At 45.9% G+C, this 12,808-nt stretch carries 9 protein-coding genes and 1 pseudogene; all 10 read left to right on the top strand.

The annotated features are described in order from the left end of the window. Position 1 precedes the first annotated feature (1 nt). The 10 genes and pseudogenes from FK220_RS04605 (at position 2) to FK220_RS04650 (ending at position 12,644) form a co-directional block, all read left to right on the top strand. On the top strand, positions 2-1,477 hold the full coding sequence (locus FK220_RS04605) for a RagB/SusD family nutrient uptake outer membrane protein (RefSeq protein ID WP_166204765.1): 1,476 nt from the start codon (positions 2-4) through the stop codon (positions 1,475-1,477). Between the two features lie 53 nt (positions 1,478-1,530). Next, entirely contained in the window at positions 1,531-3,321 is a 1,791-nt protein-coding gene (locus tag FK220_RS20175) for a PKD domain-containing protein (protein WP_152573091.1), read from the top strand. Between the two features lie 231 nt (positions 3,322-3,552). After that, positions 3,553-4,968, top strand: coding sequence for a sulfatase family protein (locus FK220_RS04615; RefSeq protein WP_152573092.1), 1,416 nt, complete (start codon positions 3,553-3,555; stop codon positions 4,966-4,968). A gap of 65 nt (positions 4,969-5,033) precedes the next feature. Continuing rightward, the gene (locus FK220_RS04620; RefSeq protein ID WP_152573093.1) at positions 5,034-7,352 is read left to right on the top strand and encodes an alpha-L-rhamnosidase-related protein; all 2,319 of its coding nucleotides are present in this window, start codon (positions 5,034-5,036) and stop codon (positions 7,350-7,352) included. Between the two features lie 147 nt (positions 7,353-7,499). Beyond that, the gene (locus tag FK220_RS04625; protein WP_152573094.1) at positions 7,500-8,306 is read left to right on the top strand and encodes a DUF1801 domain-containing protein; all 807 of its coding nucleotides are present in this window, start codon (positions 7,500-7,502) and stop codon (positions 8,304-8,306) included. 21 nt (positions 8,307-8,327) lie between these two features. After that, positions 8,328-8,690, top strand: a pseudogene (locus FK220_RS04630) (GNAT family N-acetyltransferase); the annotation flags it as partial. A gap of 203 nt (positions 8,691-8,893) precedes the next feature. Next, a complete protein-coding gene (ppk2, locus tag FK220_RS04635) occupies positions 8,894-9,742 on the top strand; it encodes a polyphosphate kinase 2 (protein ID WP_152573096.1) in 849 nt (282 codons plus the stop codon). 19 nt (positions 9,743-9,761) lie between these two features. Beyond that, on the top strand, positions 9,762-10,526 hold the full coding sequence (gene ppk2, locus FK220_RS04640; protein WP_152573097.1) for a polyphosphate kinase 2: 765 nt from the start codon (positions 9,762-9,764) through the stop codon (positions 10,524-10,526). A gap of 91 nt (positions 10,527-10,617) precedes the next feature. Beyond that, complete coding sequence (locus FK220_RS04645; protein ID WP_152573098.1) at positions 10,618-12,108, top strand: glycosyltransferase family 39 protein; 1,491 nt, start codon at positions 10,618-10,620, stop codon at positions 12,106-12,108. A 14-nt stretch (positions 12,109-12,122) separates the two neighbouring features. Beyond that, positions 12,123-12,644 carry a GNAT family N-acetyltransferase gene (locus tag FK220_RS04650; protein ID WP_152573099.1) on the top strand — a complete coding sequence of 174 codons (522 nt, stop codon included), beginning with the start codon at positions 12,123-12,125 and terminating at the stop codon, positions 12,642-12,644. Positions 12,645-12,808: the final 164 nt, after the last annotated feature.

A 12,808-nucleotide genomic window follows, 5' to 3' on the forward strand; every position in this document is an offset into this window, starting at 1 on the left:
GATGAAAACGCAAAACTATATTATTTTATCGATTGCCTTTATACTCCTCTGGTCTTGTGATGATTTCTTGGACCAAAGTCCTGAAACCTTTCAAACCCCGACCAATTTCTTTAAGACCGAGGCGCAAATTGATGAGGCGGTGGCTGCTATTTACAATACGAATCGCGCTTTAAATAACGATGAGCACTGGCGCTTTGGTGAAAATCGATCCGACAACACTTCTTTTCAATACAACGTGAACGACAGAGGTGGTGAACTTAATGATGAACCAGTTGATTTGTTTTTAATGTTGACGGCCAATGACAATCTTAGCGGCTACTGGAACAGATCTTACACGGGTATTTCCAGGGCTAATTTTGCCCTGGCCAATATCGATGCCGTAGAATTTAGCGATGAAGATATTCGCGATGCCCGTAAGGGAGAAATTTTGTTCCTGCGCAGTTGGTTTTATTTTAATTTGGTGCAGCTTTATGGTGATGTGCCCCTGGTCACTTCCCCCGGCACCTCACCGGAGGTTATTTTAACCGATGAATTTTTACAAAGGGCGCCCGCTGAAGAAGTCTACAATTTTATCATCGAGGAGGTTGGGCAAGCGATAGACTTGTTACCCACGCAAGCCAATACCGCCACCGGTAGGGCCAGTCGGGGGGCCGCCTTGATGTTACTCGCCAAAATTCAAATGGTACGTCAAAACTTTCAGGCAGCCCGAGCGGCGCTTGAAACGCTACAAACCATGGGGTATTCCCTGCAAGAGAATTACGCTAGCGTATTTGACCCAGACCCGGCGAACAATGAGGGTAGTGAGTCAATTTTTGAAATTCAATACGATTTTAGCCTAGGTCAAGGGTCTGATTTTGTTTCGCGTTTTGTGCCCTTTAATAGCGGCAATGATATTTTAGGGGAAAACGGACCGGCAAATTCAAGGGCCGGGCAAAACCAACCTACCCAAAGTTTAATTGATCTGTATGACCCTGAAGATGTCCGGTTTCAGCATAATATTGGCTTTTACACAGGTACTAACGGCGTGGTCGAACCCTGGATGAGTAAATTCAATTTTGGTTTTGAAGCATTGGGTCCCAACACCCAAAGTGTAAACTTTCCCATGTTTCGATATGCCGATGCCCTATTGATGTTGGCCGAAGTATATAATGAAGTTGGCGGGGGTGATCCGGTGGCCTTGGTAGAGCAAGTGCGTTCACGCTCGCTGGCCGATGGAAGTCTAAGTGCGGCCGAACTAGCCGATCTCGATCAAACCATTGCCGACGAACGCCGAAGGGAATTGGCTTTCGAAAATCATCGTTATTTCGATTTGCTACGCCGTGGTGAGTTGGTCGAGGTGATGACCGCCCATGGTATCGACCAAAAAGCGCAAAAATCCAACGTCCCTGCCGAAGCTTATACCAACATTAGAACCCTACTGGGCATTCCTCTGGGTCAAGTGCAGGAATTTGGTTTTACGCAAAATGAAGGCTGGTAGTGCATCTTGCTTACCAAATTATGATTATCAATAAATTAAAAAAATGAGACGATATGAAGACCAAACTTAATTCGGCGCTGATTCCTCTCTCGTTCCTATTCTTTGTTATTTTAATAGGGTGCGAGGAGGACGATCCAACCGCAGATGCGCCATACACCTTATTTACGTTTGAAGTGGCTGATCTTACAGTCGCCTTTAGAAATGGATCAACGGATAATCCCGAGAGTTACAATTGGGATTTTGGCGATGGGCAAACCTCCACCGAAGTAAATCCCACCCATACCTATCAAGAAGGGGGTACCTACACGGTTGTTCTAACGGCTAGTAATGGTTCAGGAGAAGACCAATTTGAAAGGACAGTTTCGGTTACGGAACCTGAAGAACCGCTACCACCGGTAGTTTTTGAATCCTTCGATAGTTATACCGCCGATGCTACGGTAGAAGGACAAGGTGGTGCCTCGGACGGTTGGGCAGGTGCGTGGACAAAATTGACCGGGGATGACCTCAATGTGGTATCTAAAGTTATTATCAACAACGACATTGCTGTGGTGACCTCAGGAAATTCACTAGTACTCGATGCCAGTGGTACCAACACGCGCTACAAACGTAATTTCGCAACGCCGTATGTGGACAATGGAAATACGTACTGGTTCGCTTTCCATGCCGAGTTTGCCAATGCTGATATTGATGGTGGTGAAGTACAGGTCATGTTGGTCGATAACGATGCAGAAGCTTTTGGAGCTGGTGGAGGCGATGGCCAATTTTTGGGCATCGGTAAGACCATCACTCCTGGTGCCCTAGGTATCATGACCTTCGGCCCGTTCAATAATGTAGAGGCAACAACAGCGACGGCGGATGGCCCGTTATGGTTGGTAGCCAAAATTGAAACCAATGGCACCGAAGATCCCGATGTGGTCCGATTGTTCGTCAATCCTACTCCAGGCGTAGAACCTGCGCAGGGAACAGAGGTAGTTACCTTTAACGCGCCTGAACTGAACGGTGGCTGGCAGGGTATCGGTTTTAAATATGCTGGTGGCAATGCTTCCTCGGTGACCATCGATGACATTTATGTAGGCAACACCTACCAAGATGTGACGCCCCTCAATTATGTAGACCTTCCACCACCGATTTTTGAAACCTTCGATAGCTATACCGCTGACGCTACCGTGGCGGGACAAGGTACCGCAGCGGATGGGTGGGCCGGTCCGTGGACACAATTATCCGGGGGTGCCGTAAATGTGGTTTCAGGCGGCGTTAGCAATGGCACGCTGTCAGTAGAAACAACGGGGAATTCCCTATTGCTCGATGCAACGGTCGGTGCTTCTCGCTATAAAAGAGGGCTATCGGAAGCCTTTTTGGATGATGGCCGTACGTACTGGTTTGCCTTCCAGGCAGAGTTTGACGGTGCAACCGAAGACACTGGGGAATTAGTGGTCATGCTGGTCGATAATGATGCGGAGACCTTCGGCGGGGGTGGAGGAAATGGCCAATTTTTGGGCATCGGCAAAACCATTACCCCAGGTGCTCCTCTTGGCATCATGACCTTTGGCCCTTTTAATAACATAGACGCGACAGATGTAAGCGTAGAGGATGGACCGCTATGGGTGGTGGCCAAGATCGAAACCAATGGAACCGCTGAGCCTGACCTGGTACGGGTGTTTGTCAATCCTACCCCAGGTACCGCACCTGCGGACGGGACAGAGGTAGTATCCTTTGCCGCCCCTGAACTGAACGGAGGCTGGCAGGGTATCGGTTTTAAATTTAATGGAGGTGCCACCACCGCGAAAATTGATGACATTTACCTGGGATATCGCTTTGCGGATGTTACCCCTGAAAATTATTAAGAAACGAACAGAATCCAGGTCGGTAATCAAATACCGAATCATTAAAAGCGGGCAGACAATCTTGGGATAAGTCTATGAGACGACGAAAAGAAAGTCAACATTTCATTTCGAAGCAAACGTCGGAGTACCTACATCTCGATTATCGAGTTAATTTGAGTTAGTTTAGTTTGGTTAGTTTGGCGGTATAATCCGCATCTTGGGTTATGCCGCTTTTTTTCTAATCCCGAAACAATGAAATATCAGTATCTTCTACTCTATCTAACCTTGTTTTCTTTCGCTTGCAAGAACGACACGAAGAATGTAAGGCAGGCAAGCGACGGGAACGAACCGCCGAACATCCTTTTCCTATTGACCGACGACCAGCGTTTTAACGCATTGGGTTTTGCGGGAAACACCATCCTAAAAACACCCCATTTGGATTCTTTGGCAAGGAATGGGGTTTACTTTAACAATGCCTTTGTTACGACTTCCATCTGTGCGGTAAGCAGGGCCAGCATCTTAACAGGACAATACGCCCGCCGGCATGGCATTTGGGGTTTTGACAAGAATCTGTCCGAAGAACAATTCGCAAACACCTATCCGATGCTCCTTAAAAAAGCAGGGTACACCGTGGGTTTTATCGGTAAATATGGGGTCGGCAACAAAATGCCGAAGGAAGCCTTTAACTATTGGCGGGGCTTTCCGGGGCAAGGTACCTTCAAAGCCGTTGATGACAAAGGCGATTCGGTACACCTGACCCAAAAAATGGGAAAGCAGGCGATACAATTTATTACTGGCCAACAAACACGCGACACCCCTTTTTGCCTATCGATCAGCTTTAAGGCGCCCCATGTGGATGAGAGTTACGGTCCCGGATTTTTCCTGTTCGACAAAGCCTACCATAGCGAATATGCCAGCGATACCATCCCCGTTCCGATAACGTCGAGCGAAACCTATTTTGACTATTTCCCTGAAACATTTACCGCCAACAACGTCGCCCGAAATCGATGGGAGCAACGTTTCAAGACTCTGGGGATGCAACAGGAATCCATCAAGGGCTATTACCGTTTGATTCACGGAGTCGATGTAGTGGTCGGCCAAATTCTGGAAACTTTGAAAGAAACCGGCAAGGATCAGAACACCGTTATCGTGTTTACCAGTGATAATGGCTTTTATTTGGGGGAATACGGTTTTGCCGGCAAGTGGTACGGCAGTGAACCTTCGATTCGGGTGCCTATGCTCATCTATGATCCCCGACCCAAGGCGGTAAAAGGGAAACTGGTTGACCACAAGGTATTGAATATCGATATAGCGCCGACTATTTTATCCTTCGCAGGAGTCCCCATACCTTCCACTATGCAAGGAAGCGATTTGACCGAGCTGATTCAAAATCCAGAAAGGGAGTGGCGGGATTCCTTCTTCTACGAACATTTATGGCAGTCTTCGGACCAATACTATATTCCCAGCACCGAAGGGGTTGTTTCCGGGGATAAAAAATACATGAAGTATTTTATGAACAGGGATACGACCCATATCATTTTTGAGGAACTATATGATTTGGGGCAAGATCCGCTCGAAATCAATAATCTATCGGGACAGTGGGAAGCGGCCGAACTGGAAGCAAGTCTGAGACAAAAGTATGTAGAACTCAAAAAATCGGCGGAATAGCCGAAGATGCTTCGTCATGGGCGCCCATCTTCATCTCAATCCAATTAACCAGATAATATCCTAACATGGCGTTCAAACAGCTTTTTTTTGGAGGATTCATCATGATCCTCCTGGCATGTCAGAGTAGTCCTGAGGACCGTAGTGCGGCCTTTCCTCTTGAAGGGTCCGCAATAGGAGGTTCTTGGAAAGCCGATTGGATCACCGCGCAGGATAGTCTTCCCGAAAAAAATGCGTGGATCGCCTATCGACAAAGCTTTATCAATAAAAACATAACCGATTCCGTCAAGCTCCGTATAGCCGTAGATTCCAAATATTGGCTGTATCTGAATGGCGAACTTGTCGTCTTCGAAGGTGGCCTAAAACGAGGGCCAACACCGGAAGATACCTATTACGATGAGGTAGACCTCACCGGAAAACTGAAACAGGGGCAAAATACCTTGGCCATACTGGTATGGTATTTTGGTAAGGAAGGCATGAGTCATAAGTCGAGCGGCAGGGCAGCGTTGATTGCCGAGCTGTGGCAAGGAAACCGTTTGGTCACGCAGACCGATACCGGTTGGAAAGCCATTCCACATCCTGCCTATGCATCGGAAAGTGCAGGTCCCCAACCCAATTGGCGCCTTCCGGAATCGAATATTGTCTTCGATGCCCGAAAAGACATTCCCAATTGGGAACTTCCAAATTTTGATGATACCGATTGGCCCTCGGCCAAAACCATTGGAAAGGCTGGTTCGGAACCCTGGAACAACCTGGTGAAAAGACCGATTCCGTTTTGGAAAGATTATGGGTATCGTGCCTACGAAAACAACCTGTCATTTCCCTTCATGAGTACCGGGGACACCCTTTCCTGTAAACTTCCACACAATGCGCAGGTCACCCCTTACCTGAAGGTCAGGGCCGCTCCTGGTCATCGGATCACGATGCTTACCGACCATTATCAAGGCGGATCGGCCTACAATATGCGCTCGGAATATATCACCGGTGATGGGGAGCAGGCCTACGAATCGCTCGGATGGATCAACGGGGAAATGATGTACTACGTGATTCCAAAAGGGGTCGAAGTGCTGGACCTACAATTTAGGGAAACAGGTTATAACACCGAGTTTTTAGGTAGCTTTGAGTGCGACGATGTTTTCTACAATCGATTATGGCAAAAGGCCTTGCGGACACTCTATGTAACCATGCGCGATAATTATATGGATTGCCCCGATAGGGAACGTGCCCAATGGTGGGGCGATGAGGTATTGGAAAGTGGTGAGGCCTTCTACGCATTGGACCGTAAATCCGATTTATTGGTGCGAAAGGGCATCTTGGAACTGATGTATTGGCAACGGGCCGATAGTACCATTTTTTCGCCGTTGCCGACCGGCAATTGGGACAAGGAACTGCCGGGACAAATGTTGGCGAGCGTCGGGTACTACGGCTTTTGGAATTACTATTGGCATACCGGTGATCTGGAGACCCTGAGGAAAATCTACGACCCGGTCAAGAACTATATGGGCGTGTGGAAGGTAAAAAGCGACGGCACCGTAATGCTTCGCGAAGGTGGTTGGACATGGGGAGACTGGGGGAAAAACAAGGATGTTCCTTTGTTGATGAATACCCAGTACTATATGGCTTTAAAGGGACAACAATTGATGGCGGAAGCCTTGGGAAAGGCTACCGAAGCAGAAACTTTGAAGGCCAAAATGAAAACCTTCAAAGTAGCCTTTAACAAAACCTTCTGGCAACACGACCACTATCGCTCGCGAGATTATAAAGGTAAGACCGATGACCGCTCGCAGGGCTTGGCGGTAGTAGCGGGATTAGCCGACCCGGACAAATTTGAGGCCATCTATCACACACTCCAAACGCAAATGCATGCGAGTCCGTATATGGAAAAATACATTCTAGAAGCCTTGTTTCAAATGGGGTATGCCGATTTTGCATTGCACCGGATGAAAAAGCGTTTTGAAAAGATGGTCGAACACCCCGAAATGACCACCCTATGGGAAGGTTGGGGTATCGGTGCCGAGGGCTTCGGGGGCGGCACTACCAATCACGCCTGGTCGGGCGGGGGCCTCACCCTGCTCTCCCAGTACGTCGCCGGCATCTATCCGACCGATCCGGGGTACGAAACCTTTCAGATACGACCGCAGCTGGGCTTTTTAAAAAATGTACAGGCCACGGTTCCCTCGATAAGGGGCAAAATTAGGGTAACCATTCAGCAAGACGATACATTTAGAATGAGTATTACCGTGCCCCAGGAAACCACTGCAACCGTATTTATTCCCTCCAAATACAAGAAAATCGAACAAAACGGACGAGAAACCCCGGCAACCCTTTATGGTGAATACTTCAAGATAGAAGTTGCTTCGGGTGAGCATGTGTTCAAGGCAAGATAAAGTTATCGGGCGTTTGTTTACTTTGGATTATTCCCGATATACCTGATAGATTTGGTATCTTGGTCGTATCATGTCGATACGATTTATGAAACAACTCTATAGCAACCAAATGTCTGAAAAGCACCCTAAACCCGAACAACACATCGCGTGAACCCCAAAGTTGACAAATACCCCGAAAACGTCGACCGCTGGCAAACTGAGTTAAAAAAACTGCGAACAATCATTCTGGATTGCGGTTTGACGGAAGAATTTAAATGGATGCATCCTTGCTACACCTATCAAAAGAAGAATATCGTTTTGATTCACGGGTTTAAGGCATATTGTGCCGTGCTATTCCACAAAGGCGCTCTGTTGAAAGACACGAATCATCTCTTGGTACAACAAACCGAAAATGTGCAAGCTGCGCGGCAATTGCGTTTCACCAATGCAATTGAAATCGAAAAACTGGAACCAACCCTCAAAAGGTACATCTTCGAGGCGATCGGGATTGAAAAAGCAGGACTCCAGGTAAAGATAAAGGAGGCATCTGATTTCTGTATCCCGGATGAACTACAACAAAAATTCGAAAAGAACCCTGATTTTCAGGATGCCTTTGAAGCGCTGACACCAGGACGACAAAAAGGATATATACTTTATTTTTCAAAACCGAAACAATCCAAAACCCGTATTGCAAGAATCGACCAATATACGGAAAGGGTTATGAACGGTAAGGGATTGCGCGATTGTATCTGTGATCATTCAAAGCGAATGCCGAATTGTGATGGGTCGCACAGGTATATTGGGAAACACCATCAAAAAGAGAACTCAGCGTATAGCGTAAAAATGGATTTACAACCCACCTTGGAAAACGAACGGGTAAAAATTAGACCTTTGGGACATCAGGACTTGGAACCCTTGTATGAAGTTGCCAAGGACCCGAAAATATGGGAACAACACCCGAGCAAACGATACTAAAGAAAGGAGTTTGAAAAATTCTTTGCGGAATCCATCACGTCAAAAGGTGCTTTGGCCATTTTGGATAAATTAACCGAAAATATCATCGGAAGTTCCCAATTTAACACAGTTGAAGGACGTCCAAATGCGATTGAAATTGGCTGGACCTTTCTTGGCCGAAACTATTGGGGAGGAACCTGTAACAAAGAGGTCAAAGGCTTAATGATGACATATGCCTTCAACTACGTGCAAAATGTCATCTTCTATGTAGACAAACAAAATATTCGTTCTCAAAAGGCAGTCGAAAAAATTAACGGTCGAAAATTATCGGAGTCCGAACGGGCCATGATGCCTAAAAAAAGTAAGGAGAACGAAACGTATATCATCGAAAAAAGCGCCCAATAGTGATAATAATGAATAACGCAACATCAAGATGGTAAAAATTGGCGTCAGGTAGCTTTCCATACCATAAATTTGAGACAAAAAGCTAACTTTACGGTTTAGTATTTTAAAAACTATTTTGTCGCCTGTAGACCCATCAACCACAACTTAGGGATAATCCCGCATTTTGTTCAAAATCTTTGATAACCAAACCGCTAACCGCAGATATGCAATTTAACGCAGAACAGTTGGTAAATGCCAAAACAAGAAAAGACCTGCTTGCCTTTGCAAAAAAAAATGATATTGCCATTTCAAAAACGCTTGATAAGCTAAGGTACGAAGCTGAACTCGCACTGCTCCAATCCGAGTTTGTTAACCTCCAAAAGTGGATTGCACAAAACAAGATGCGGGTCGCCATTATTTTTGAAGGTCGGGATGCGGCCGGGAAAGGAGGTTCCATCAAACGATTTAAAGAGCATTTAAATCCCCGCTCCTCGAGGGTAGTTGCATTAACGAAACCCACCGAGGTCGAGAAGGGGCAATGGTATTTTAGACGTTATATCAAGGTGCTACCCAACCCAGGGGAAATTGTTTTTTTTGATAGAAGTTGGTATAACCGGGCCGTGGTAGAACCTGTTATGGGGTTTTGTTCCAAGGAACAGTACGACAAATTCATAGTACAAGTCCCGGAATTTGAACACCTGCTCTATGAGGACAACCTGAAAATCATCAAATTTTGGTTTTCCATCTCCAAAGAGGAACAACAAAAACGCTTCGAGGCCCGACTGAACAATCCTTTAAAACGTTGGAAATTTAGTCCGGTCGATATGAAGGGACAGGAATTATGGGACGATTACACCCACTATAAAGAACAGATGTTCAGTAAAACCCATACCAACTTCAGCCCTTGGATCATTGTAAAGACAAACGATAAGAAACAAGCACGCCTAGAAAGCATTCGATACGTGCTTTCACAATTCGACTATGACGGGAAAGGGGAGTCGAACATTTCGCTCTTACCGGATCCCAACGTAATTATGAGATACCATCGAAGTGTGATACAAATCGATATTTAATGACCCGACCATGACCAACATGAAACTAACGGACGAAGATGTAGCCCTCCTGAATTCCAAAGTGGGGCTTCACGCACTGTTGAGAAACAAAAAGGTGAATCTGAAAAGTGCCCTGAAAGAGGCCCGATACCTAACCCAGTTACGAAAAAAACAGGAGGAGCTTATAAAGCTTCAGAATTGGGTAATAGAAAATGACCAAAAAGTGGTCATTCTTTTCGAAGGTCGGGATGCCGCAGGAAAGGGTGGCGCGATTCGCAGATTAACCGAATATATCAACCCACGGCATTTTCGCATCGTTGCCCTTGACATCCCCTCGGATGATGAACGAAAGCAATGGTTTTTTCAACGTTATATCAACCAGCTTCCCAAACCGGGGGAAATCGTATTTTTTGATAGAAGTTGGTACAATCGGGCCGTGGTAGAACCCGTGAACAAATTCTGCACGGAAAAGGAATACAACATCTTCATGTCGCATGTAAACGATTTTGAAAAAATGTTGATCGAGTCGGACACCCACCTTATCAAGTTTTATTTCTCCATCAATAAAAAGGAGCAGGCAAAACGGTTTAAGGAGATAAAAAAGAACCCTTTAAAACGCTGGAAGATGACCCCGGTAGATGAGAAGGCCCAAGACCTTTGGGACGATTATAGCAGGTACAAAGAGAAAATGTTCGAGCAAACCAACACCGCTCATGCCCCATGGGTGATTGTGGATGCCAACGAAAAGACACAGGCACGCTTGAATGCCGTTTCCCACGTACTCAAAACAATACTTTATCACTAAGTCATAGGGTCTATCATAAACCGCTATTTCCTTACCGCAGTACATCCGCTGCCCACTGATCGAAAAAAGATTTGAACCTTGAGCCCAAACGATGAAGCGTTATCTCCCTATCATTCTACCGCTTGCCATTATTAAATTGACAATCCAGTTTTTTGGCAATCGCAATTATGGTTTTCATCGCGACGAGCTGCTTCATTTGTCCGTGAGCGAGCATTTGGATTGGGGATTTATGGAATTCCCCCCCTTTATTGGGTTTCTGGGTAAAATAGCATTTTGGATTTTTGACTACTCCCTCTTTGGGGTTCGATTGTTTCCGACCTTGGCCGGGGTAGCGATTCTGGTGCTATGCTGTTCGATCGCCAAAGCACTGGGCGGAAGGTCAAAGGCGCTATTGATCGCTGGAATCTGTGTGCTGGCCTTTCTTCCGTTTTACCGAAACCATACCTTGTTCCAACCTGTGGCTTTCGACCAATTTTTCTGGACGCTCGGCTTTTATTTTGTCATCCGCTGGATCAACTCACAAAACAAAAAGTGGCTGTTCTTCCTGGGAATAACCTTAGGCTTAGGTCTATTAAATAAATATACCATGCTGGTCTGGGCGTTCGGCCTCTTGGTAGGCTTGTTTTTCCATGAAAAAGGGAAGGTATATAAAAACAAATGGTTCTATCTTTCCGGACTCTTGGCGTTGTTGATTTTCCTGCCCAATATCATCTGGCAGTTCCAAAACGATTTTCCACTTCTGAGACACCTTCAAGCATTGAATAAAAACCAGCTTGAAGCGATTGGTCCCTGGGATTTTGTTTTGCAACAACTCGAACTTCCTTTTACATTGGCAGTAAGTCTGCTTGGCGTTTACGCATTTCTGTTCGATAATACTTTGCAAAAATATAGGACCGTTGGTGTAGCGGCCTTGGTAATCTTCGGCACTCTCTGGATCTTAAAGTCCAAGGCCTACTATGTATATGCCATCTATCCTGTCTTGTTTGCCGGGGGGGCGGTAAAAATCGAGGCGTTGCTTGCCAAGAAACCGGTATGGACCTATATAATAGCGGGTATTATAGTATTACCATCCCTCTATTTTATTCCCGAGGCGACCCCGGTATTGCCCATCCGTAAATTCGAGAAATACTGGGGTCTGGAAGAAAACGAGGAGGGGCGTATTGAACTTACGGGGGATTATGCCGACATGTTCGGTTGGGAAGAACAGGTGAAACTGGTCGATAGTGTATACCAATCGCTACCTCCCGAGGAGAGAAACAATTGCATTTTATGGGCCGAAAACTATGGGGAGGCGGGTGCCCTCAAGATACTTGGAAAGAAATACGGCCTCCCGAATCCGATTAGCAGACACGGTAGTTTTTGGAGCTGGGGGTACGGCAACAAAGAGGCAGCCGTCTGGATCAGCTTGGGGAACGAGACACCCACGGTCGAACAGGTGTTCGAAGAGATTTCACTGGTGAAAGTAATCTATCACAAATACGCCATCGGGGAGGAAAATGGGATTCCCCTATATATCTGTAGAAAACCTAAAATCGACATTAAAACCTGGTGGGGCGACTATGAGGAACATATATTCGATTGAATCAAAGACAGCATATGGCTGAAATTTCATTCAGAAAAGCAATACCATCCGATTCGTTGCGAATATCCGTTTTATTGAAAACGGTCTATGTTCAAACATACGCGGTGGAGGGGGTTACATTCGAGTTTGCCAATTTTATCACGAATCGATTCGCTGCATCACTGATTGAAAAGAATATTAGAGCGCATCCCGACCGAGTGCTTTTGGCCTGTTTTAATGAAAATCCGGTCGGAGTCGCGGAAATCATTTACGAGAGCAACTGTCCTATAAGAAACATTTCTGTACCCGAATTAAGCAAGCTATATCTGCTCGAACGCTTTTATGGAAAGGGAATGGGATACGGCTTGTTGAAGGAAGTGGAAAAGCAGCTAGCCTTACGAGGACATAAAGAATTGAACCTCGAAGTTTATGTCCACAACGACAGGGCGATTTCATTTTACAAAAGACAAGGCTATACCACCCTAGGGATGGTAGACTTCCCGATGGAATCGAATACCTACAAAAACTGGGTAATGAGCAAAAAGCTAGACCAATGACTTTTCGTAAAACCATAGGAAGAAAACAGTTTTATACTTTCTATTCTACCCTTCACTCGGAAGAAGTCCTAAAACTTACTGAGACCAAAAAAAACCAAAGAAAGCGATAGGCTCCCGAAATACTAAGTGACCCTAGTTCGGCAAGTGGGAGGGAAACTCCCTTA

The organism is Pelagihabitans pacificus (genome assembly GCF_009371985.2).
Classification (GTDB): Bacteria; Bacteroidota; Bacteroidia; order Flavobacteriales; family Flavobacteriaceae; genus Pelagihabitans; species Pelagihabitans pacificus.